The 22,854-nt window shown below is 36.8% G+C and carries 15 protein-coding genes; 8 read left to right on the plus strand and 7 right to left on the minus strand.

All coding sequences use genetic code 11. The features are described from left to right. Positions 1-611, minus strand: a 611-nt coding sequence (locus AC4AGG_RS07605) for a cation:proton antiporter (RefSeq protein ID WP_489771396.1), incomplete at its 3' end; no start/stop codon positions are given. Positions 612-866: 255 nt separating this feature from the next. Here AC4AGG_RS07605 and AC4AGG_RS07610 point away from each other — a divergent pair. The 6 genes from AC4AGG_RS07610 (at position 867) to AC4AGG_RS07635 (ending at position 8,049) form a co-directional block, all read left to right on the plus strand. Then, the gene (locus tag AC4AGG_RS07610; protein WP_489771397.1) at positions 867-3,002 is read left to right on the plus strand and encodes a M3 family metallopeptidase; all 2,136 of its coding nucleotides are present in this window, start codon (positions 867-869) and stop codon (positions 3,000-3,002) included. A 46-nt stretch (positions 3,003-3,048) separates the two neighbouring features. Next, positions 3,049-3,705, plus strand: a complete 657-nt coding sequence (locus AC4AGG_RS07615) for an SGNH/GDSL hydrolase family protein (protein WP_489771398.1) — start codon at positions 3,049-3,051, stop codon at positions 3,703-3,705. A gap of 40 nt (positions 3,706-3,745) precedes the next feature. Then, positions 3,746-4,648: a CorA family divalent cation transporter gene (locus AC4AGG_RS07620; RefSeq protein WP_489771399.1), complete on the plus strand. Its 903-nt coding sequence runs from the start codon at positions 3,746-3,748 to the stop codon at positions 4,646-4,648. A 149-nt stretch (positions 4,649-4,797) separates the two neighbouring features. Beyond that, positions 4,798-5,922: a DNA polymerase IV gene (dinB, locus tag AC4AGG_RS07625; RefSeq protein ID WP_489771400.1), complete on the plus strand. Its 1,125-nt coding sequence runs from the start codon at positions 4,798-4,800 to the stop codon at positions 5,920-5,922. A 92-nt stretch (positions 5,923-6,014) separates the two neighbouring features. Continuing rightward, on the plus strand, positions 6,015-6,692 hold the full coding sequence (locus AC4AGG_RS07630; RefSeq protein ID WP_489771401.1) for a YceI family protein: 678 nt from the start codon (positions 6,015-6,017) through the stop codon (positions 6,690-6,692). A 151-nt stretch (positions 6,693-6,843) separates the two neighbouring features. Then, positions 6,844-8,049 (plus strand): multidrug effflux MFS transporter, encoded by a 1,206-nt coding sequence (locus AC4AGG_RS07635; protein WP_489771402.1) that lies wholly within the window; start codon positions 6,844-6,846, stop codon positions 8,047-8,049. On the opposite strand, the gene AC4AGG_RS07640 is transcribed toward AC4AGG_RS07635, so the two are convergent. The 3 genes from AC4AGG_RS07640 to AC4AGG_RS07650 all read right to left on the minus strand — a co-directional run bounded on the left by AC4AGG_RS07640 (position 8,046) and on the right by AC4AGG_RS07650 (position 10,760). Beyond that, the gene (locus tag AC4AGG_RS07640) at positions 8,046-8,675 is read right to left on the minus strand and encodes a response regulator (protein WP_489771403.1); all 630 of its coding nucleotides are present in this window, start codon (positions 8,673-8,675) and stop codon (positions 8,046-8,048) included. The genes AC4AGG_RS07635 and AC4AGG_RS07640 overlap by 4 nt on opposite strands. Then, entirely contained in the window at positions 8,672-9,439 is a 768-nt protein-coding gene (locus tag AC4AGG_RS07645) for a sensor histidine kinase (RefSeq protein ID WP_489771404.1), read from the minus strand. Before AC4AGG_RS07645 ends, AC4AGG_RS07640 begins: the two co-directional genes overlap by 4 nt. Before the next feature lie 640 nt (positions 9,440-10,079). Continuing rightward, entirely contained in the window at positions 10,080-10,760 is a 681-nt protein-coding gene (locus tag AC4AGG_RS07650) for a hypothetical protein (RefSeq protein WP_489771405.1), read from the minus strand. A gap of 178 nt (positions 10,761-10,938) precedes the next feature. On the opposite strand from AC4AGG_RS07650, the gene AC4AGG_RS07655 reads away from it, so the two are divergent. Beyond that, on the plus strand, positions 10,939-12,723 hold the full coding sequence (locus AC4AGG_RS07655) for an OmpA family protein (RefSeq protein WP_489771406.1): 1,785 nt from the start codon (positions 10,939-10,941) through the stop codon (positions 12,721-12,723). Between the two features lie 61 nt (positions 12,724-12,784). Further along, positions 12,785-13,834 carry a hypothetical protein gene (locus AC4AGG_RS07660; RefSeq protein ID WP_489771407.1) on the plus strand — a complete coding sequence of 350 codons (1,050 nt, stop codon included), beginning with the start codon at positions 12,785-12,787 and terminating at the stop codon, positions 13,832-13,834. A 79-nt stretch (positions 13,835-13,913) separates the two neighbouring features. Here AC4AGG_RS07660 and AC4AGG_RS07665 read toward each other — a convergent pair whose 3' ends face one another. The 3 genes from AC4AGG_RS07665 to rpoB form a co-directional block, all read right to left on the minus strand. Continuing rightward, positions 13,914-14,216, minus strand: coding sequence for a DUF3467 domain-containing protein (locus tag AC4AGG_RS07665; RefSeq protein WP_489771408.1), 303 nt, complete (start codon positions 14,214-14,216; stop codon positions 13,914-13,916). A 110-nt stretch (positions 14,217-14,326) separates the two neighbouring features. Next, on the minus strand, positions 14,327-18,595 hold the full coding sequence (gene rpoC, locus AC4AGG_RS07670) for a DNA-directed RNA polymerase subunit beta' (protein ID WP_489771409.1): 4,269 nt from the start codon (positions 18,593-18,595) through the stop codon (positions 14,327-14,329). Positions 18,596-18,710: 115 nt separating this feature from the next. Then, positions 18,711-22,547, minus strand: a complete 3,837-nt coding sequence (gene rpoB / locus AC4AGG_RS07675; protein ID WP_489771410.1) for a DNA-directed RNA polymerase subunit beta — start codon at positions 22,545-22,547, stop codon at positions 18,711-18,713. Between the last annotated feature and the right edge of the window lie 307 nt (positions 22,548-22,854).

Genomic DNA, 22,854 nt, shown 5'->3' on the forward strand with positions numbered 1-22,854 from the left:
ATTTTTTCAATCAACCAACCAATTGCAAGCCCTATAATAGCACCACCCGCAACCATCCATCCAAAATCCAAAATCGCGTCTGACCAAATAAACTGACCTGTTCCAATGGCAACCAAAGCAAATCTTACGATGATTAGGGACGAAGCATCATTCAACAAACTTTCTCCCTCTAAAATCGAAGAGGTCGATTTCGGAACTTTTACAAATTTCAAAATAGCTCCAGCACTCACTGCATCTGGCGGAGAAACAATTCCACCCAGTAAAAAACCTAAAGCAATAGAAAAACCCGGAATAAAATAATTAGAACATAAAGCCACCACCGTTGCAGTAAAAAACACCACCAAAAAGGCAAAACTGGTAATAATTCGCCACCATTTCTTTAGTTGTTTAATCGAAATAGCCCACGCCGCTTCATACAAAAGCGGAGGCAGAAAAATAAAGAAAATAAGTTCCGGATTTATTCGAAATTCTGGCATCCCAGGAATAAAGCAAAGCAGCAAACCTGCAAGCACCAACAAAATGGGATAAGCAACTTTTATTTTTTTTGCTAATAAAACAATAAGGACGATTAAGAAAATCAGCGCTAAAGCAAATGGAAGCGTATGATGCATTTTTTGTGCTATTTTAGGATACAAATTTCCTTTAAAAACATTGAAAACGCAAACATTCAAAAATGTAAAGTAATAAAAACCACCGCTACATGGAGAGGACAGTGAAACTATAATTCCCGTTGAAACCAGTACGAACCAAGAGTCCCAGTGTTTTCAAACATTTAGTTATACCTATTAGAGGATAACATTACTTTGAGACGGTCTAATCTTTTTGTACCTTCGCTTTTAAACTTTTCAAATAAATTAAACAAAAAGATGACCAATATTCTTACTGAAAAATTCAATACTAAATATCAATCGGCACCGTTTAACGAAATTAAAGAAGAGCATTATCTTCCCGCTTTCAAAGAACTCATCGAAAGTTCTGAAAAGGAAGTGGATGCCATCGCCAACAATCCGGAAGCACCAACTTTCGAAAACACCATTGAAGCTTTTTCTTATTCGGGGGAACAATTGGATATTGTTTCGAGTATTTTTTTCAATCTCAATTCGGCGGAGACCAACGATGAAATTCAGAAATTAGCTCAAGAAATTTCGCCTTTATTGACAGAATATTCCTCTAAAATTTCTCAAAACGAAGTCCTTTTTGGCAGAATTAAAACCGTTTTCGACGAAAAAGAAAAATATAATTTAAATGAAGAGCAACAGACCTTACTCAACGAAACTTACAAAGGTTTTGTGAGAAACGGGGCTTTGCTGGATGAAGAAGACAAAAAGAAACTGGAGAAGATTAATATGGACTTGTCTTTGAAGTCGCTTCAATTCGGGCAAAATGTTTTGGCTTCGACCAATCAATACTTTAAACATATTACCAATAAAGATGAATTGGCGGGAATTCCCGATGCTATTTTGGAGCAATATGCTGAAGACGCCAAAGAAAGAGATTTGGAGGGTTATGTGATTACATTGCAATATCCAAGCTACCTTCCAGCTATGACTTATGCCGAAAACAGAGCCTTGAGAAAGGAATTGGCTTTAGCGAATGGCAAAAAATCATTTGATGGTGGTGAGTTCGACAATCAGAATTTAATTAAAGAATTAGTGAAACTTCGTCAGGAAAAAGCAGAGTTATTGGGCTATAAAAATTACGCTGAATTCGTTTTGGAAGAGCGTATGGCAAAATCTCCAGCTAAGGTTTTCGAATTTCTAAATGAACTTTTGGAGAAAGCCACCCCTTATGCCGAAAAGGAAATCGAAGAACTAAAATCATTGGCAAAAACCGATGGAATAGACGAAATTCAAGGGTACGACCATGCTTTCTACGCCGAAAAATTACGCAAACAAAAATTTGATTTTAATGATGAAGAACTGAAGCCCTACTTCGAATTGGAAAAAGTTCAGGATGCGGTATTTGGTTTAGCGAAAACACTTTTCGGATTAGAATTTAAAGAAATTCACGAAGTCCAAAAATACCATGAAGATGTGAGGACTTATGAGATTATAGAGAGAATCGAGACACAAGACACGAGACACGAGACTGAAAACACTAAGCCAGAAGTAGGAAGCTGGAAGCAAGAAGTAGGAAATCCAGCAACTGACAACCAACAACTATCAACGCAATATAAAGCTTTATTATACGTCGATTACCACCCACGAAAAGGAAAACGTGCGGGAGCCTGGATGACGAGTTTCAAAAATGAATATAAAAAAGATGGGGAAAACCATCGTCCTCATATTTCCGTGGTTTGCAACTTCTCGAAGCCAACGAAAGACACTCCAAGTCTATTGACTTTTCAAGAAGTGACGACTTTGTTTCACGAGTTTGGTCATGCTTTGCATGGCGTTATGGCGGACACTCAATATCCGAATCTTTCAGGAACTTCAGTGAAATGGGATTTCGTTGAGTTGCCATCGCAATTTTTAGAAAACTATTGCTACGAGCCTGAATTCTTGAAAACCTTTGCAAAACACTATAAAACAGGAGAAGTTTTACCTGACGAAAAAATTGAAAAAATCTCTGAATCAAAAAACTTTATGGAGGGTTACCAAACGCTAAGACAATTAGGATTCGGAATTTTGGATATGTCGTATCACGGCCAATTTACCTCATCTTTGGACACTGATTCTTTTGATGTAAAAACTTTCGAAGATGAGATTACTGCGAAGACCAATCTTTATCCAAAAAACCCAGAAACCGCGATAAGTAACAGCTTTTCACACATCTTCCAAGGAGGATATTCGGCGGGATATTACTCGTACAAATGGGCGGAGGTTTTGGATGCGGATGCCTTTCAATATTTTAAAGAAAATGGAATTTTCAATCCTGAAATTGCTTCAAAATATAAATATCTGCTGTCGCAAGGGGGAACCAAAGACCCAATGGAACTATATAAAAATTTCCGCGGAAGCGAGCCAAAAGTAGAAAGCCTACTGAAAAGAGCTTTTGGGTAATTGAAAATGGAAAGTTGAGAATTGAGAATGTTCATATATTAAAAACATGAAAACTTTAATCTTATTTTTAACGCTAATGTCAGGAATATTCTATGGGCAAGACTTTGCCAATTTCGGTAAATACGAGAAAGACAATCAAGAACTAAAATCACAAAACATAAAGCCTAACACGGTTTTCATGGGCAATTCTATCACTGAAGGTTGGCGTGCTCAAGACCCAGAATTTTTCACGAAAAACAACTTTGTAGGTCGTGGAATTTCGGGGCAAACTTCTTCTCAAATGTTATTGCGCTTTCGTCAGGACGTGATTAATCTCCAACCCAAACGAGTGGTTATACTTTCGGGAACCAATGATATTGCTGAAAATGGCGGTCCGATTTCTTTAGACAAAGTGTTTGAAAATATCGTTTCCATGGCAGAGTTGGCGAAAGCCAATAAAATACAAGTGGTGCTTTGTTCCGTTCTTCCCGCATCGGATTTTCCGTGGAGAAAAGGACTTCAACCAGCGGAAAAAATTATTGCTTTAAATAAGATGATTAAAGCTTATGCCGTGAAAAATAAAATTCCCTACGTTGATTATCATACTGAATTAAAGGATTCTAAAAATGGGCTTCCTAAGGAACTTGCAGACGATGGTGTGCACCCTAATTTCGAATGCTATAAAAAAATGGAACTCATTCTAATGAAAGTCCTAAAACCATAAATATTATTCCTTGGAATAATACAATTAAAAAAGACAACTTATGCCTGTAGAAATAGCTTTCAAAAATGAACATTGTGAGTGGGTTGATGTAGAATCAGCAACACCAGAGGATTTCCAGTTTATCCATGACCGTTATGGCATCAACGAACTGCTGCTCGAAGATACGATTGACCCCAATCACCTTCCAAAATATGAAGGAAATGACGAGGTAAAATTCTATCTAATGCGGGAAAACACTGAACTACAAAGAACCAATCTCAACAGCATTAGCGATGTCAGCACCAAATTGGGGATTTTCATTTTGGATAAAACAATTATTACGTTTCATCGACTCAAAAATAAAAGCATCTACGAGACCAAAAAAGAAGTTTTCTTGAAAGATAAAGAAATGAACGTTGATAAAATTGCGTTGCATCTCGCATTGAAGGTCATTAAATCATTTGATGATGAGTCCAAAAGAATTTTGAATGTCATTGATGAACGCGAAAACGAAATTTTCATGCACAGTAACGTCAATGCTTCCCAATTTCTAAGAAAACTTTATCGATTGAAAAGAAAATCAGGACTCAACACGAGAATTCTCAGTATTTCTTCGACTTGGGTAGATAAGATGCAGCTTCTGAAATTGAGCGATATGGAAATCACTGATCTCAAAGACAAGTACAAAGATGTCATTGCAGATTTTGACCACCTCAACGCACAAGTAGTCAATTTGATTTCGATGTTTTTGGCTTTGACCGACCAAAAGGCCAATCAGACCATGAAGGTCCTCACGCAGTTTTCGGTGTACTTTTTACCAATCACCTTTATTGCTGGACTTTACGGAATGAATTTCGAAAACATGCCAGAACTCAAAACCAAATATGGCTATTATTTCACCTTAGGTGTGATGGCAATTATTGTTCTCTCGACTTTCTTGTATTATCGCAGGAAGAAATGGTAAATCATCTTTAAAGAATTTATTTAATTTAAATTTTAATAAAATCGTTAAGCCATTCAATAGATTATAAATCAACAACATGACGCTCTCTATTATTAAATTTAAATTGAAAATCTCAAGAGCACAGAACATCAAAAATTTCTTTTATAAATTTGCTTTCATCTTGTTACCAATGGTTTGCAACAGTGAATGACCATCCACAAAGAAAAATTATTCATATTGACATGGATGCATTTTATGCGTCCGTGGAACAGCATGACAATCCCGAATTAAAAGGAAAACCAGTCTGCGTTGGAGGAGGACAATATGGAGTGGTTGCGGCATCCAGTTACGAAGCGAGAAAATTTGGAGTTCGGTCAGCCATGCCTGGAAAAAGAGCGTTGGAATTATGTCCACATCTTATTGTTATCAAGCCTCGATTTGCGCGTTACAAAGAAATTTCTTCCCAGATCAGAGAAATCTTTTTTGAATACACGGATCTGGTAGAGCCTCTTTCCCTTGACGAAGCCTACCTTGACGTAACAGAAAACAAAAAGGGAATGGAATCTGCGAACGAAATCGCAAAAGAAATTCGTAGAAAAATATTTGAAAAAACAGGACTAACAGCTTCAGCTGGGGTCTCCGTAAATAAATTTCTCGCCAAAGTTGCTTCTGATTATAACAAACCCAATGGTCAAAAAACCATCCACCCAAGTCAGATTTTGGATTTTATGGAGGAACTTCCCATTGAAAAATTTTTCGGAATAGGGAAAGTCACCGCCAACAAAATGCACGAACTGCACATCTACACTGGTAAAGAACTGAAAGAAAAATCTTTGGAAGAATTGGTTCAGCTTTTTGGAAAGTCTGGACAATACTATTACAACGTTGTTAGAGGCATCCATAATAGCGAAGTGAAACCTCATCGCATCCAAAAAAGCGTGGGCGTGGAAGAAACCTTTTGGGATAATCTATCTGATAATCCTTCTGTCTTTCGGGAACTCAAAATCATCAGCGAAGAACTAGAAAAACGACTTTCAAAAAAGGAAATTAAAGGAAAATCTTTAACTCTAAAGATAAAATATAAAGACTTCTCAGTCTTTACCCGAAGCCGAACGCAGGAAAAATATTACGAAAATGCGCTTGATTTTTATAAAACAGCGATTCAACTTTGGGAGTTAAGACCTTACGACAAACCTGTTAGATTACTTGGTATCTCACTATCTAACCTCAATACCGAGGAAAAGAAGCAAGTTTCGGTTCAATTAAAAATTCCTTTCCCAGAATTCGACATGTAAGAAATAGTAAAATCTTATCATACATCAATGTGCTTAAGAAATGCATGACCTACATTTGCAACATCAAAATTTATTATTTAAATCAAACAACAATGAAAAAATTAGCAATTTTAGCACTTTCTGCTGCACTAACTGTTATCTCTTGTAAAGAATCAAAAACTGACCAAGCTACTACTGGAACAGAACAAGAAGTAGCGCAAGGAAGCGGAGATACTCTTAAAGTAAATGCAGAAAGCAGTACTATCAAATGGACTGGTTACCACAAAGGAGGTCTTAATCCAAGATTCGGAATCGTAAAAAGCGAAGGAACTCTTTCTGTTGAAGATGGTAATTTGACTTCAGGAAGCTTAGTTGCTGACATCAATACATTAACAACTGACCCAGCTTCTGTTGATCCTGCGAAAAGCGAAGGAAAAAAATCTACAGACCTTGATGGACACTTGAAAAGCCCAGATTTCTTTGATACTGCAAAGTATCCAACTGTAAAATTTGACATCACTAAAGTAGAAGATTTCAAAGGAGATGCTGCTGCAAGCAAAGTAGAAGGTGCTAACAAAATGATTAGCGGAAACCTTACTATCAAGGATAAAACTGTTAACGTAATTTTCCCTGCAAAAGTTGAAATCACTGACGGACAAGCAAGTATCGTTTCAAAATTCACTATCAACAGACAAGATTGGGGATTGAGTTATGGTACAGATGGAGATCCAAAAGATTGGATGATTTCTCAAGAAGTTGATCTTGACCTTAACATCAGTGCAAAAAAATAATCTTCGGATTACTTACAAAATAAAAGAGACTGTAGTTTTGCGGTCTCTTTTCATTTTTTTGATCACTTCACCAAAACTTCATCAGTTAGACAAATTTCAGCAATTTGATATTTCGAAATTAAAGTTGCTTCTACCCTTCTATAACTCAAAAATGAAAGAAAAGAAAAACAGATTCTTCCTTATCTTAATTTTAGGATTACTTTCTGCAATTGGCCCTTTATCCATCGATATGTATTTGCCTGCCTTCGAAAACATGGCAGAACATATGAATACCGATGTGAGCAGAATTATGCTTTCGATGTCGAGTTTCTTCGTTGGAATCTCATTTGGGCAGCTTTTCTATGGTCCTTTGCTTGAACGTTTTGGAAGAAAAAGACCTCTTTTCTGGGGACTTTCCATTTATATTTTGGCCTCGATTGCATGTTCTACAGCTAAATCAGCAGATGGACTTATTGCTTTTAGATTTCTACAGGCTTTAGGAAGTTGCGTTGGAATGGTAGCTGCAAGAGCCGTTGTTAAGGACATTTTCGAACAAGAAGAAATTCCTAAAATTTTCGCATTGATGATGTTGGTAATTTCTGTTTCACCGTTGATTGCTCCAACTTTGGGAGCTTATATTACCGCCCATTTGGGATGGCAATTTATTTTTATCCTACTTGCTATCATTGCATTTTTCATTTTACTGGGAGTGCATTTTATGCTTCCGAACAGTCGCCAACCTAATCTCAACTTTTCTTTGAAACCTCAATATATTATCCAGAATTATATTAAAATAGGAATCAACCCTCAATTCTACATCTATGCATTAACAGGAGCAATAGCTTACGCTGGACTTTATGCATATATCAGTGGTTCGTCATATGCTTTTATGACTCTTTTTCATGTTTCAGAAAAGCAATTCGGGATTATTTTTGCCATTATTTCTGTTGGTGTTATCGGTTCGGCGCAGCTCAATCATATTGTCCTCAAGCGATGGTCTAGCAAACAAATTATTTTTGCAGCAACCCTTCTGCAATCGGTTATGGGAATCACTTTTTTCGTTCTTTCCTTTTTAGGATTTGTCAACGTCTATCTCGCTGTTGCTCTCATCTTCCTTTTTCTATGTGGGCAAGGTTTTATTTTCCCGAATGCTTCAGCGCTCTCGCTAGAACACTTTGGAAATAATGCAGGAAATGCTTCCGCTTTGTTAGGAGCAGTGCAAATGGCGGTTGGTGCTGGCGTTTCTTCTTTAGTGAGTATCCTAGAAAATGGAACATTACTTCCCCTATCTGGAATCATGGCACTTTGCGCAACTGGAGCTTTTCTATTCTTCAAAATAGGATCTGGCTACCTCAGTAAAAACAAATCGCTGTCCTAGACCTCATAAATTTTGTGCTTAATGGCATAAAGTACCAAGCCAATTCGATTTTTGACATTGAGTTTTACAAACAATTGATCTCTATAACCATCAATGGTTTTTGGACTAAGATTCATCTGATCCGCTATCTCCTTGTAGGTCATCTCGGTACAAATTAAATTGAGAAAAGTTCTTTCCGTATCTTTCAGATGCAGATCTTCATTATGAAGAGAATGCATGAGAGCTGTATTGACCATTTTGGTATGATATACTCCACTTTCCATGAGCGTTCTTAAAGCATTTTCCAACGTTTTTTTGTCGGTATCTTTTAGCAAATAGCCTTTGGCACCAGCTTTCACCATTTCGATTATGGTCCTCTCGTCATCTTCAACAGAAAGCGCCATTACCAAGACATCTGGATGATGCTGATGAAGCCATCTTGTTGCTTCTATCCCATTAATTATGGGCATATTAACATCCATCAAAACCATGTCTGGAACGGTTGACGTTGAGACTTTCTCTATTAGTTCTTTACCATTTCCACAAGTATAGATGACTTCAAACTGATCAAACTGATTCACCATTTCTGCAATGGCTTGCGAAAGTAGCTTGTAGTCTTCTGCGATGACTACTCTATAACGTTTCATAATAATTTAGTTTTGTGGTATATAATGTTTAATTCAGAGCCTTGACCAATTTGAGAAAATAATTTGACATCAGCTCCGATTAATTTACCCCTTTTTTCGATATTAGAAAGTCCAATACCGTTTTTGGGGATGTTATTAGTATCAAATCCAATCCCATTTTCCTTGGCTATAATAATGATTTTGGATTCTTCAAACTTCAAAAGTACTTTAAGCTCATCTGCCTGAGAATGCTTAATCGTATTGGAAAAAAATTCTTGTAAAATTCTGAAAAGAACCAACTCTACTTCGTCAGAAATAGCGAATTCTTGTCCTTCGATAACCAACTCCGAACTGACACTATTCAAACGATTAAAGCGCTCCATCTCCAACTTCAGCGCACTGACAAGATCAATATTCTTAATGAACTCAGGATTGATTGTTTTGGAAAGATGTCTAATCTCACTGAGTGCCTTACCTATGGTCTCTTTGACCTCCACCACTCTAGAATCTGTCTCCATACCTTGCAACTGAATCTTTGCCAAAGTCAACATTTGCCCAATATTATCATGGAGCTCCCAACTAATGTTACGCAATGTTTGTTCTCTAACTTCAATTTGCAGATCAATAATTTCCCGATCAAATTTCTCTTGTTCTTCCTTCTGTTTGATTAATAGGTAATTCTTTTTGCTCTGAAAAATCCAAAACAAAAAAATGACAACCCCGCTCAGAAGAAACAGTGATAGCATAGCAACTAAAAGGATAATATCTATATTTTCTTGCTCCATATCAAACCAAAACAAATAATTAAATAATATATTAATACTGTAGAAAAATAATATGCAAAAAAGTTAGGAATTCCGCTTAAGGTTTCATAGTATTTTGTAGAAATCATCTTAAATGGTATACTTGTAACATAATAGATAAATATTGCAATACTTAACCAAAATGTAAATGACCTATTGATATTTAAAACCCTTTCCGTATTTAAAATTTCAGAAAAATAAATAATAATGGAAATGGGTATGAGAGATGCACCAATAAAATAGGGGGTACTGAAATAAACGGTTCTGAAATCTTCTACAAAGAAATTAACACCAACCGACAACAAATATAAACCGTAAAAAATAATTATTGTCTTGCGATTTGATGTCTTTCTTGTCAAATTAAGGTATAACAAAAAGTAGAAGCTAAACTCTATTATTCTATAGATATTAAAAATGACAACATTATTTTTATTAATGCTTTCAGTATACCATAGACCAAATAATTCACTTGAAATTCCATATAATAACAATGGCAAAAAATATTTAGTAAAAGTACCACTGTACTTCTTGTAAAACAAAATTGCCAAGAATGCAGACAAAATCTCCACAAACAGTACTATATATTTAAAATTCTCCATTGTTAAAGCTATTGATGAGTTATTTACCTACCAGGAGGTGGTGTCATTGTTAGCTCATCTGCTAATACACTCGTTGGATCCAAAGTTGGATTTGATGGCTGTATTGCTGCTTTCTTCACTTGATATGTACCATCACGTTGAGCACTTCTACCATAATCCTTGGAAAAAAGCAAAGACTCTAACGGACGAAACTCGCCAACATATTTATTGCCAGCATCTGTAGGTTGGATAAAGAAAGGAACATTCTGCAACAAGGGATATTGTTTTTGTTCTGCTGTCAAATCAGAGGCTGATGCAAATGATGTCGTTGGCGCAAAAAACATGGTTTCTCTTCCAGGATTGTCCTTACTACTCTCTGGTTTGGCTGCAAAATAAATTCTGATTCCAGAAATTTCCTTCTTATTAAGTCTTTCTACTTCTTCCAAAAAAGCGATGTACTTCTTCAAAGAATCCAAATCGATATAGGTAAACTCCGTTGCATTGTACACCTCACCATTGTTGGATTTCACCTTCTCAATAACAGATGCTACATTTCTTGTATAAGTATCCTTCATTTCTTTACCTTGCTCCAAAGAAATAATGTTAGATGGAACACCTTGATAATCAAAAGACGATCCACCATCATTCTTGGGAGGTTGACAAGAACTAAAGGTTAGTGCAATGACTCCCATTGCTAAAACTGAGTTTTTCAAATTTGTTTTCATAATGCTATTTTTTCATTTTATCAAAGTTAATTCTTTTTCAATATACGAAATAGGGAAAAACACCCATAAAAAATAGTGAAAATCCAATAAAAATTAGTGTTATCCTTGATAATTCGCATTCTGAGTATTTTCAAATTTGCGGTAGTTAAATAACTCACATAACTAAAATTTTACTACTATGAAAAATTTAAAACTATTACTCACGCTGATCCTTTTTGGGATCTTTTCACAGTCTATTGCACAGACTAGCCCTGATTCTGAAACCCTTAGAGACTCGGGTTTGCGATTTTCAATTAGAGGAGGATACGACATCCCCGCGTTTGGAAACAATACTCCTTATATTAATTATAAGGGTGGACTCGAAGCTGGAGCTTCATTAGATTATTACTGGAGATGGATTGGTATCGGTGCTGACTTCGATTATATCTCGAATAAGCCCCAAAGTACCTATCCGACAGAGAATCTTTTCTATGGCGGTAATGCTTTGACCAAATTTTGGATAATGGAAGATCATGTCATCCGTATCTTCTATGGTATTGGCCCAAGTTTTAAGTATCAAAAAACCAATAAAAGCGCATTGGAGCTCAAACTTAGAGCTGGTCTTGCTAATATCAAAGGAGGACTGACTTCTTTATCTGGAGATGATGGGATAATTTCCCCAGTTCTTCTCAATTATCATGCAGGTTATGATGCTAAAAGTGTATTTTCCACCAAGGCATCCTTACAATACACTTATTTCTTCAATAGAAATTTTGGATTTTTACTAGGAGCATATTATTTACAACATTACGGCACTCCTGACTTGCTCAACTCAGCTGGAATATCCGCTGGATACAGCGCTTTCAGTACAGACGAAAATTATTACATTGACTCGTCAAAAGATTTAGTAACTAGAACCGAATCTTGCGATTGCGAACTTCATTCTATTGGTGCTTATGCAGGATTAGTTTATGCCTTTGGAGGAAAAACTAAGGTTAAAGAAGAGGTTTGCCCCGTTTGTGGACAAGCTCACCAACCATTCTGTTGTGCGACTTGCGGATGTGATGTAACTATTACCGCTCGTGACAAATTCACCAAAGAACTGTTAGATAATACAGATGTTGTGTTAATGGATGAAAGCGGAAATGTAGCTCAAACTGGAACTACTAATTCTTACGGAGTTGTAGTTTTCAAGAATGTTCTACCAAATAACTACACAGTCAAAGGAAAATTATATGATGTAAGCCTATCTGAAAATTGGATTACAAAAGCTGAATTCGAACAGTGCAAAGAATCAGGAACACCAATTCAAAAAGAAGTTCAATACACCGACGAAAACTTTATCGTAAAAGGAAAAGTGGTGGTATGTAACAGCAACACTCCTCTCAGCGATGTCTTGGTTACTCTGAAAAACAATCAAATGGGAGTTCAGAAATCAACAAATTCTAACAGTAACGGAGAATTTCTATTCCACGCTGTTCAGAATGTCAACTACAGTATTTTTGGTAAAAAAGGAGATTATATGTCTCAGACTGTTACCTTATTAACTAGCGATTATGACAGAAACAAAACGTTATTTATCAAATTAGAAGTTTGTATGGACAAAGTAGATTGCAAAAACGCGATCATCTTGAAAAACATACTTTACGATTTAGATAAAGATTTTATCCGAGATGATGCTAAACCAGAACTGAATAGACTTGTACAATTTATGCAAGATAATCCACAAGTTAAAGTAGAGCTTTCTTCCCACACTGATTCCAGAGCATCACAAAAGTATAATGATGATCTATCTCAAAGAAGAGCTAACAATGCTGTTAACTACATCGTTTCACAAGGAATTTCCAGAAATAGATTAATCGGAAAAGGATATGGGGAAAGAAAACTTCTTAATAATTGTGCAGATGGAGTGAAATGTACTGAAGCAGAACATGACATTAACCGAAGAACTGAAATGAGAGTAATCTGTCCAGACGAAAAATAATTAACAATACAAGTGCATTTTGCCACTTAGACAAAATGCACTTACAAAATATACTTATATTATGAAAAATTTTAGATTTTACAAGAGATTATTTCTCTTATCAATCATACTAGCTAGCGTTGTTTTCCTCAATAATTGTAGAAAAGACGAATACAATACATCTGATGACGCCCAAATTAACCAGGGATGTACTGCAACGAACGCTCTTAACTTATCGACCGGGATAGGAACTGATGGAAATTTATTAGCCCCAGTATCTGGAGTTATTGATCCTTTTTGGAAACTATTAAACAACCCACCCCTTGTCTCTTGTACAAGTCCACTAACGTCTAGTATCAATGGTAGCGCTTATGTTGTAAACTTTGCTAATGCAACTAACACAGGTTGGGTTAACCAAGCAACTGCTTCGACCCTAGCCCCAATGAATTTGGGAACAACTAATAGTTTTGGCTGTAATAACGCTACTAACGCCAATGGAACAAGAGTTCCATATATTTTCGAAAGATCTTTTTGTGTACTTAAAAACACAAGTATCGACTTTAATTTCACTTTTAGGGGAGATGATCAAATCTATTTTGAACTTATCGATAATCTAACCTCAACTGTTAAAAGTACAAGTTCTACTTACACTTTCCCTGCTGCAACTGCTAGTTGGACGACTTCATCGCTTACACTATCAGCAGGAAGTTATTCAATTAGAGCTTACTTAATCAATACAAGTAATGTCGTGACAGGTTTTTCATTTGCGGGATCTCTAACAACCCATGCGGGAGATAGTTCTATCTCCAATAATGTTGATGGTTGCTGCGAGAATAACACCATAAGTATTCTCAACATTCTCGATGAAAATTGTGACAAAATTTATGATAATGTTGATCAAGTTGGAAGTGGCTACACTTTTAACGTGAAAAATAGCTCAGGTACAACTGTAGCTACCGGTGTCACTGATGTTAATGGAAACGTTTTCTTCTCTGGTCTACCAAATGGCACATACGTTGTATCCATCGTTCCTCAGGCCGCTTGGTCTCCATCAAGCCCTACGGGTGGAACTACCACTGTTACCTTAACTAACAATACGGTTAGAATCATTGAATTTTACAATTGTCCTTAAAAAACAATAGACTATTAGTCCAAAAAATAATCCGTCTCAAATTGAGACGGATTATTTTTTTTTCTAAATCGAAAAAAGATTACGCTTGAGGAACGTTTTGTCCTAATACGAAAGGTTCCAATTCTTTGATTTCTCCGAATTGTTGCTCGTAGTTAGCGATATTTTGTTGAAGTGCAGCCAAAACTCTTTTTGCATGAAGAGGAGCAAGAATTACTCTGCTTCTTACTTTAGCTTGCTGTACACCAGGCATTAATTGGATAAAGTCCAAAACAAATTCAGATGGAGAGTGATTAACTAAAGCTAAGTTAGCATATACCCCAGCTGCTACCATTTCATTCAATTCGATGTTGATGTTGTTTGGATCTTGATTTTGATTTTCCATTTTCTTTAATTTATTTTTTTAGATGTTAGATAATAGAAGTTAGAAATTAGATAACTTTCATTGCAAATATACAAATCTAATATCTAAAGTCTAACTTCTAAAGTCTTTATTTAGTTAAGGTCTTCGAACTCTCTCTTAGAACCAACAATTACGTTTTGGTATTCTTTAAGACCAGTTCCTGCAGGGATTCTGTGTCCAACGATAACGTTCTCTTTCAATCCGTTAAGGTCATCAACTTTACCTGCAACTGCTGCCTCGTTAAGAACTTTGGTTGTTTCCTGGAACGATGCTGCAGACATGAATGACTTGGTCTGTAACGCTGCTCTTGTAATACCTTGTAATACTGGAGTCGCTGTTGCAGGAAGCGCTTCACGCACTTCAACCAACTGTAGATCTTCACGCTTCAACTTAGAGTTTTCGTCACGTAATTCTCTTGCAGTAATCATCTGTCCTGGCTTGAACTCTTTAGAATCTCCTGCTTCCATAACAACCTTCAATCCGAAGATTCTGTTATTTTCTTCCAAGAAATCTAATTTGTGTTCCAAAGCACCTTCCAAGAATTGAGTATCACCTCCGTCAACAATTGAAACTTTGGTCATCATCTGACGAACAATAATTTCGAAATGCTTATCGTCGATTTTCACCCCTTGTAAACGGTAAACTTCCTGAATCTCGTTAACCAAATATTCCTGAACCGCAGTTGGCCCTTTGATTTTAAGAATATCTTCTGGAGTGATAGATCCATCAGACAATGGAGATCCAGCTCTTACGAAGTCATTCTCCTGAACCAAAATCTGGTTAGATAATTTAACTAAATAAATTTTTCTTTCTCCTGTCTTAGCTTCAACAATCAATTCTCGGTTACCTCTCTTGATTTTTCCGTAAGAAACTACCCCGTCAATCTCAGTAACAACTGCTGGATTAGAAGGATTTCTTGCTTCGAATAATTCGGTAACTCTTGGAAGACCTCCGGTGATATCCCCTGCTTTTGCAGATTTTCTTGGGATTTTGATTAAGACTTTACCAGCCTTAATTTTTTCACCATCGTTAACCATTAAGTGAGCTCCAACTGGAAGGTTATAAGATTTTTGCTCTTCTCCTTTGGAATCTACAACTCTCAAAGTAGGAATCGCTTTCTTATTTCTTGATTCAGAAATTACTTTTTCTTCGAATCCAGTAGTTTCGTCAATCTCCAATTGGAAGGAAATACCTTGAATAATATCTTCGTACTCTACCTTACCTGCACTTTCTGCAATAATTACCGCGTTATATGGATCCCATTTCGCAATAAGGTCTCCTTTCTTCACTTTATCACCAGGTTTAACAGCTAATTCAGAACCGTAAGGAATGTTAGCAATCATGATTGGTGTTCTTGCAGCGTTATCAGCTAATAAACGGAATTCCGTTGAACGAGATACCACCACTTCTGAAGTTTTACCTTCTTCCATTTCGGAAGTAATTGTTCTTACTTCATCCATTTCAACGATACCATCTCTTTTCGCAACAATGGTTGGATTTTCTGATACGTTACCTGCAGTACCCCCTTGGTGGAAGGTTCTCAATGTTAACTGAGTTCCTGGTTCCCCAATAGATTGTGCAGCGATAACCCCTACAGCTTCTCCCATGTGAATTGGCTTACCTGTTGCCAAGTTACGTCCGTAACATTTAGCACAGATACCTTTTTTGGCTTCACAAGTTAATGGAGAACGTACTTCTACAGTTTCGATTCCAACGCTTTCGATTTTTGCTGCTAATCTTTCGTCAATTAATTCGTCTGCATTAACAATAACTTCGTCAGTCTCTGGATCATAAATATCATGAAGAGAAACTCTACCTAAAATTCTTTCGGAAAGTTTTTCTACTATTTCGTCGTTTTTCTTTAATGGAGAAACTTCGGTACCTCTTAACGTTCCACAATCGTCCTCATTGATGATTACGTCTTGTGCAACGTCTACCAACCTTCTTGTTAAGTAACCAGCATCCGCTGTCTTAAGTGCGGTATCCGCAAGACCTTTACGAGCACCGTGGGTTGAGATAAAGTACTCTAAGATGGAAAGACCTTCTTTAAAGTTAGCTACAATTGGGTTTTCGATAATCTCCGCCCCAACTGAACCTGCTTTTTGTGGTTTTGCCATCAAACCTCTCATCCCTGATAACTGACGAATCTGTTCTTTAGAACCCCTCGCACCAGAATCAAGCATCATATACACAGAGTTGAATCCACCTTGATCGGTTTTCATTCTGCTCATGATCATCTCGGTCAATCCAGCATTGGTATTGGTCCAAACGTCAATTACTTTGTTATAACGCTCGTTATCCGTGATAAGACCCATGTTATAGTTGTCCTTGATCTCGTCTACTTCGCTTACCGCTTGAGCAATCATTTTGGTTTTTTCAGCAGGAATTACAATATCTCCCAATGAGAAAGAAAGACCTCCTTTGAAAGCGTTAGCATATCCTAAATCCTTCATTGCATCCAAGAATTTCACTGTAGTAGGGAAATCTGTGTCTGCTAAGATTTTACCAATAACGTTTCTCAACGATTTTTTAGTCAACAATTCGTCGATATATCCAACTTGTTTTGGAACAATTTGGTTGAACAAAATACGACCTACAGTAGTGTTGGTCAATTTTACTTCTAATTCGCCGTTTTCATTTTTAACAGGAACTCTACATCTAACTTTTGCGTTAAGAGATACTCTACCTTCGTTATAAGCAATCTCTGCTTCCTCAGGAGAATAAAACGCTAATCCTTCTCCTTTTACTTGGTAATCCTCAGTCGAACTTGCTTCTTTGGTCATGAAATATAGACCCAAAACCATGTCCTGAGAAGGTACCGTAATTGGAGAACCGTTAGCTGGGTTCAAAATGTTCTGCGAACCTAACATCAACAATTGAGCTTCCAAAATTGCTTCTGGTCCTAATGGTAAGTGAACCGCCATCTGGTCACCATCAAAGTCGGCGTTGAATGCCGTTGTTACTAATGGGTGAAGTTGAATTGCTTTTCCTTCAATCATCTTAGGCTGGAAAGCTTGGATACCCAATCTGTGAAGTGTAGGTGCCCTATTCAATAGAACCGGGTGTCCTTTCATCACGTTTTCCAAGATATCATAAACAACAGGTTCTTTTCTGTCGATGATTCTCTTTGCTGATTTTACAGTTTTTACAATTCCTCTTTCGATTAATTTTCTAATGATAAACGGCTTGTACAATTCCGCAGCCATATCTTTAGGAATACCACATTCGTGAAGTTGAAGGTTAGGTCCAACGACAATTACCGAACGCGCAGAGTAGTCTACCCTTTTTCCTAATAAGTTCTGACGGAAACGTCCTTGCTTACCTTTCAATGAATCAGAAAGTGATTTCAATGGACGGTTAGACTCAGACTTAACAGCCGAAGATTTTCTTGTGTTATCGAATAATGAATCTACTGATTCCTGAAGCATACGCTTCTCGTTTCTTAAGATTACTTCTGGAGCTTTAATCTCTAAAAGTCTCTTCAAACGGTTATTTCTGATAATAACTCTTCTGTAAAGGTCATTAAGGTCAGAAGTTGCAAAACGTCCTCCATCCAATGGAACCAATGGTCTCAATTCTGGTGGTATAACTGGAAGTACACGCATTACCATCCATTCTGGGCGGTTGATCATTCTTGTATTAGCTCCTCTCAAAGCTTCAACAACATTTAATCTTTTTAATGCTTCAGTTCTTCTTTGCTTAGAACCTTCGTTGTGAGCTTTATGTCTCAAATCGAATGACAATGCATCCATGTCGATTCTCTTCAATAATTCTTCAACTGCTTCTGCTCCCATTTTAGCGATAAACTTGTTAGGGTCAGAATCATCTAAATATTGATTTTCGATTGGTAAAGTTTCTAATACATCCAAATATTCTTCTTCTGTAAGGAACTCCATGTCGTCGAAGTCAGAGCCGTCTGCTTTCTTAGCAATACCTTGTTGGATAACTGCATATCTTTCGTAATAGATAATCATATCCAATTTCTTAGAAGGCAATCCAAGAAGGTAACCGATCTTGTTAGGCAAAGAACGGAAGTACCAAATGTGAGCAACCGGAACTACCAAATTGATATGTCCAATTCTCTCACGACGTACTTTTTTCTCCGTAACTTCTACACCACAACGGTCGCACACGATTCCTTTGTAACGGATTCTTTTGTATTTTCCACAAGCACACTCATAATCCTTAACAGGACCAAAGATTTTCTCGCAGAACAATCCGTCTCTTTCTGGTTTGTGTGTTCTATAGTTAATAGTTTCCGGCTTCAAAACCTCCCCTCTGGAATCCTGAAGAATGGACTCCGGCGAAGCTAAACCGATGGTGATTTTATTAAATCTACTTGATTTATTTTTATTTGACATGTTTTATAGATTTTAGATTTTAGATTTTAGATTTTAGATTAATTACCTCTGCATCACTTTCTACATCAATTAATGAAAATCCCAAAATTTAAAATTTATAATTTAAAATTTAAAATTACTCTTCAAGTCTTATATCCAGTCCAAGACCTTGCAATTCGTGAAGTAATACATTGAAGGATTCAGGGATTCCTGGTTCCGGCATTGCTTCTCCTTTTGCAATTGCTTCATAAGTTTTTGCTCTACCAATCACGTCATCTGACTTCACCGTTAAGATTTCTCTCAAGATGTTAGATGCTCCAAACGCTTCAAGCGCCCAAACCTCCATCTCTCCGAAACGCTGACCTCCGAACTGAGCTTTACCTCCAAGAGGCTGCTGAGTAATCAATGAGTAAGGTCCAATCGAACGTGCGTGCATTTTGTCATCAACCATGTGTCCTAATTTCAACATGTAGATAACTCCAACTGTTGCAGGCTGCGTAAATCTTTCTCCAGTTCCTCCATCATAAAGGTGGGTGTTACCGAATCTTGGAAGTCCAGCTTCGTCAGTATATTGAGTAATTTGATCCAAAGATGCTCCATCGAAGATTGGCGTAGCGAACTTCAATCCTAATTTTTGACCAGCCCATCCAAGAACTGTTTCATAAATCTGTCCGATGTTCATACGAGAAGGTACCCCAAGTGGATTCAATACGATATCAACTGGTGTTCCGTCTTCTAAGAATGGCATATCTTCTTCACGAACGATTCTGGATACAATACCTTTGTTACCGTGACGTCCTGCCATCTTATCTCCTACATTCAGTTTACGTTTTTTAGCGATGTATACTTTAGCCAACTTCATGATACCAGCAGGAAGCTCATCACCAATAGAAATTGCAAATTTCTCACGATTCTTCATACCCATCAAGTCATTATACTTGATTTTGTAGTTATGAATCAATTGCGTGATCAACTCATTTTTATCAGCATCCACTGTCCAATCAGCACCACTAATGTTAACGTAATCTTCAACAGACATTAACAATTTTTGAGTAAACTTCACTCCTTTTGAAATGATTTCTTCTTCTAAGTCATTTTTGATTCCTTGAGAAGTTTTACCATTTACCAAGTTGTTCAGTTTCTCGATCAATGTATTTCTAAGATCATCGAATTTAGACTGATAATTGTTTTCAATTTCTTCTAATTTCAATTTCTCTTCTGCTCTTTTCTTTTTGTCCTTGATATTTCTTGAGAACAATTTTTTGTTGATAACAACCCCTCTTAGTGAAGAATCTGCCTTCAAAGAAGCATCTTTAACATCACCAGCTTTGTCACCAAAGATGGCACGAAGTAGTTTTTCTTCTGGAGTTGGATCTGATTCTCCTTTTGGAGTAATCTTACCAATCATAATGTCTCCAGGCTTCACTTCTGCTCCGATACGGATCATACCGTTCTCATCAAGATCTTTTGTAGCTTCTTCTGAAACGTTAGGAATATCTGCAGTTAATTCTTCCATACCTAATTTGGTATCACGAACTTCTAATGAATATTCGTCGATGTGGATAGAAGTAAACCAGTCTTCTCTAACAACTTTTTCGTTGATTACAATCGCATCCTCAAAGTTGTACCCTTTCCAAGGCATGAAGGCTACTACTAAGTTTCTACCTAAAGCTAACTCACCGTTTTCAGTTGCATAACCTTCACAAAGAACTTGTCCTTTTTCTACAGTATCACCTTCTCTAACGATAGGCTTCAATGTAATAACAGTACTTTGGTTGGTTTTTCTGAACTTGGTTAAGTTGTATGTTTTAGTTGCAGAATCAAAACTTACAATATCTTCATCTTCTGTTCTGTCATACTTGATAACAATTTTTTCTGCATCAACATACTCCACAACTCCACTTCCTTCAGCATTGATTAAGATTCTTGAATCTTTTGCCACTTGTCTTTCCAAACCAGTTCCTACGATTGGAGCTTGTGGCTTCAACAATGGAACAGCCTGACGCATCATGTTAGATCCCATCAATGCACGGTTAGCATCATCATGCTCCAAGAACGGAATCAAAGATGCAGAAATACCAGAAATCTGGTTAGGTGCAACGTCAATTAAATCTACTTGACTTGGCTCAACAACTGGATAATCACCATCCAATCTTGCAATAATCCTTTCTGTTTCGAAAGTACCATCATCCTTCAACTCAACGTTAGCCTGAGCAATAACTTTGTATTCCTCATCTTCTGCGTTAAGATAAATTGGATCGTCATTCAATTCAACTTTTCCGTCAACAACTTTTCTATATGGAGTCTCGATGAAACCTAAATTATTGATTTTTGCATAGATACCCAATGAAGAGATCAAACCGATGTTAGGTCCTTCCGGAGTCTCAATCGGACAAATTCTTCCGTAGTGCGTATGGTGAACGTCTCGAACCTCGAAACCTGCTCTTTCTCTTGAAAGTCCACCAGGCCCTAAAGCTGATAATCTTCTCTTATGCGTGATCTCAGAAAGTGGATTGGTTTGATCCATGAACTGAGAAAGCTGGTTGGTTCCGAAGAACGAGTTGATTACAGATGTTAATGTTTTAGCATTAACCAAATCTGTTGGTGTAAAGATTTCGTTATCACGAACATTCATTCTCTCACGAATTGTTCTTGCAATTCTCGAAAGACCTACTCCAAATTGTCCAGCTAACTGCTCTCCAACAGTTTTGATTCTTCTGTTAGAAAGGTGGTCAATATCATCTACCTCAGCTTTTGAGTTAGCTAATTCGATCAAGTGGCGAACAATTGCAATAATATCATCTTTAGTCAAAACTTGAACGTCATTGTTGATGTTCAAATTCAATTTTTTGTTCAATCTATAACGACCTACTTCTCCTAAAGAGTAACGTTGCTCAGAGAAGAATAATTTTTCGATAATTCCTCTTGCAGTTTCCTCATCTGGTGGATCTGCGTTACGCAACTGACGATAGATATATTCTACCGCTTCTTTCTCGGAGTTAGTTGGGTCTTTTTGTAGTGTATTCTGGATGATAGAGAACTCGTTAGAATTTTCTTTGTGGATCAAAATTGCTTTAACACCAGCATCCAAAATCATATCAATGTGTTCTTTTTCAAGAACAGTTTCTCTATCTAAGATAATTTCGTTTCTCTCAATAGATACCACTTCTCCAGTATCTTCATCTACGAAATCCTCGAACCAAGTGTTCAAAACTCTCGCAGCCAAAGTTCTTCCTTCTACTTTCTTCAAAGCAGCTTTAGAAACTTTTACTTCTTCAGCTAAATCAAAGATTTGAAGGATTTCTTTATCTGATTCGTAACCGATTGCTCTCAACAAAGTCGTCAAAGGTAATTTCTTCTTACGGTCGATGTACGCATACATCACATTGTTGATATCGGTTGTAAATTCCATCCAAGATCCTTTGAAAGGGATAATTCTTGAATAATACAACTTGGTTCCGTTCGCGTGATAAGTTTGTCCGAAGAACACCCCTGGTGAACGGTGAAGCTGAGTTACAATAACCCTTTCTGCACCATTGATGATGAATGATCCAGAAGGTGTCATATAAGGAACTGGTCCTAAATAAACGTCCTGAATTACAGTCTGAAAATCTTCGTGTTCAGGATCAGTACAATACAATTTTAGTCTCGCCTTTAAAGGAACCGAGTACGTCAATCCTCTTTCTACACACTCGTCAATAGAATATCTTGGTGAGTCCACCAAATAATCCAAAAACTCCAATACAAATTGGTTTCTTGAGTCTGTGATTGGGAAATTTTCTTCGAAGGTCTTGTAAAGAGCTTCTTTTTTTCTTGCTTCTGGAAGCGTATCTAATTGAAAGAATTCTTTGAAAGATTCAATCTGTACGTCCAAAAAATCCGGAGTCAAAATCCTACCTTTCGCAGAAGAGAAATTAATCCTTTGCGTAGGCATCACTTCGGATGTTTTTTGAGTTGCTTTTGATTTACTCATAAGTAAGTAATAAGAAAAGTTTTGGGTTAAAAAATATTTTGATTTTAAAAAAATATCAGAAAGAAGATCGAGTTTCGAGTTTCGAGATTCGGGATTCGAGATTTAGAAAGGAATAATCAGATATTTGGCGCTATCAGAAATTTTCCAGATGTTCTAAAGTCTAAAATCTTGATTCTTGATTCTTGATTCTTGATTCTAATTTCTAACTGCAACGCCGGTATATCTTTTCACGGAGTAGTGCAAAATATTTTTAGATTTCTTTCAGCGTAAAGAAATGCAAGTAAACCATAAAACACAAAATCTCTTT

It is taken from the genome of Chryseobacterium sp. CG10_8 (genome assembly GCF_058117085.1).

What these genes read in the sequence shown, in the direction of transcription:
- AC4AGG_RS07610 (WP_489771397.1), top strand. Translation starts at nt 867, where the DNA reads ATGACCAATATTCTTACTGAAAAATTCAATACTAAATATCAATCGGCA.
- AC4AGG_RS07615 (WP_489771398.1), top strand. Translation starts at nt 3,049, where the DNA reads ATGAAAACTTTAATCTTATTTTTAACGCTAATGTCAGGAATATTCTAT.
- AC4AGG_RS07620 (WP_489771399.1), top strand. Translation starts at nt 3,746, where the DNA reads ATGCCTGTAGAAATAGCTTTCAAAAATGAACATTGTGAGTGGGTTGAT.
- AC4AGG_RS07630 (WP_489771401.1), top strand. Translation starts at nt 6,015, where the DNA reads ATGAAAAAATTAGCAATTTTAGCACTTTCTGCTGCACTAACTGTTATC.
- AC4AGG_RS07635 (WP_489771402.1), top strand. Translation starts at nt 6,844, where the DNA reads ATGAAAGAAAAGAAAAACAGATTCTTCCTTATCTTAATTTTAGGATTA.
- AC4AGG_RS07640 (WP_489771403.1), bottom strand. Translation starts at nt 8,675, where the DNA reads ATGAAACGTTATAGAGTAGTCATCGCAGAAGACTACAAGCTACTTTCG.
- AC4AGG_RS07645 (WP_489771404.1), bottom strand. Translation starts at nt 9,439, where the DNA reads ATGGAGCAAGAAAATATAGATATTATCCTTTTAGTTGCTATGCTATCA.
- AC4AGG_RS07650 (WP_489771405.1), bottom strand. Translation starts at nt 10,760, where the DNA reads ATGAAAACAAATTTGAAAAACTCAGTTTTAGCAATGGGAGTCATTGCA.
- AC4AGG_RS07655 (WP_489771406.1), top strand. Translation starts at nt 10,939, where the DNA reads ATGAAAAATTTAAAACTATTACTCACGCTGATCCTTTTTGGGATCTTT.
- AC4AGG_RS07660 (WP_489771407.1), top strand. Translation starts at nt 12,785, where the DNA reads ATGAAAAATTTTAGATTTTACAAGAGATTATTTCTCTTATCAATCATA.
- AC4AGG_RS07665 (WP_489771408.1), bottom strand. Translation starts at nt 14,216, where the DNA reads ATGGAAAATCAAAATCAAGATCCAAACAACATCAACATCGAATTGAAT.
- rpoC (WP_489771409.1), bottom strand. Translation starts at nt 18,595, where the DNA reads ATGTCAAATAAAAATAAATCAAGTAGATTTAATAAAATCACCATCGGT.
- rpoB (WP_489771410.1), bottom strand. Translation starts at nt 22,547, where the DNA reads ATGAGTAAATCAAAAGCAACTCAAAAAACATCCGAAGTGATGCCTACG.